General features: G+C 39.4%; 2 tRNA genes. Both read left to right on the top strand.

Annotation, left to right across the window (positions count from 1 at the left end):
* The first annotated feature begins 47 nt into the window (after positions 1 to 47).
* Positions 48 to 124: transfer RNA gene (locus tag A1D26_RS05330), tRNA-Ile, on the top strand.
* Between the two features lie 39 nt (positions 125 to 163).
* Positions 164 to 239 (top strand) — tRNA-Ala (locus tag A1D26_RS05325).
* The last annotated feature ends 157 nt before the right edge of the window (positions 240 to 396 follow it).

Genomic DNA, 396 nt, shown 5'->3' with positions numbered 1-396 from the left:
CCACACAGATTGTTTGATAGATAAAGACAAAAACGAAGTCATCCGTTGGGTCTGTAGCTCAGGTGGTTAGAGCGCACCCCTGATAAGGGTGAGGTCGGTGGTTCAAGTCCACTCAGACCCACCACTCATTAAGGTATGAGTGAAAAATCAACGGAAAATGAATGGGGATATAGCTCAGCTGGGAGAGCGCCTGCCTTGCACGCAGGAGGTCAGCGGTTCGATCCCGCTTATCTCCACCAATTCATCATAACTGACTGTTTTATAAAATGGCGATGTTTTGAATTTTAAATAGCGATGTTTATATTGATATTTAAAAATAAAACATAAATGAACTATAAAATAGTGAGTTATGATGAAAGACGAAAGTCATTTGTCAATTGTTCTTTAAAAAAGTAT

Origin of the sequence: Ursidibacter maritimus (assembly GCF_009761395.1) — a bacterium.
GTDB classification, from domain to species: Bacteria; Pseudomonadota; Gammaproteobacteria; order Enterobacterales; family Pasteurellaceae; genus Ursidibacter; species Ursidibacter maritimus.
This window is presented reverse-complemented; position numbering and strand designations above follow the sequence as displayed.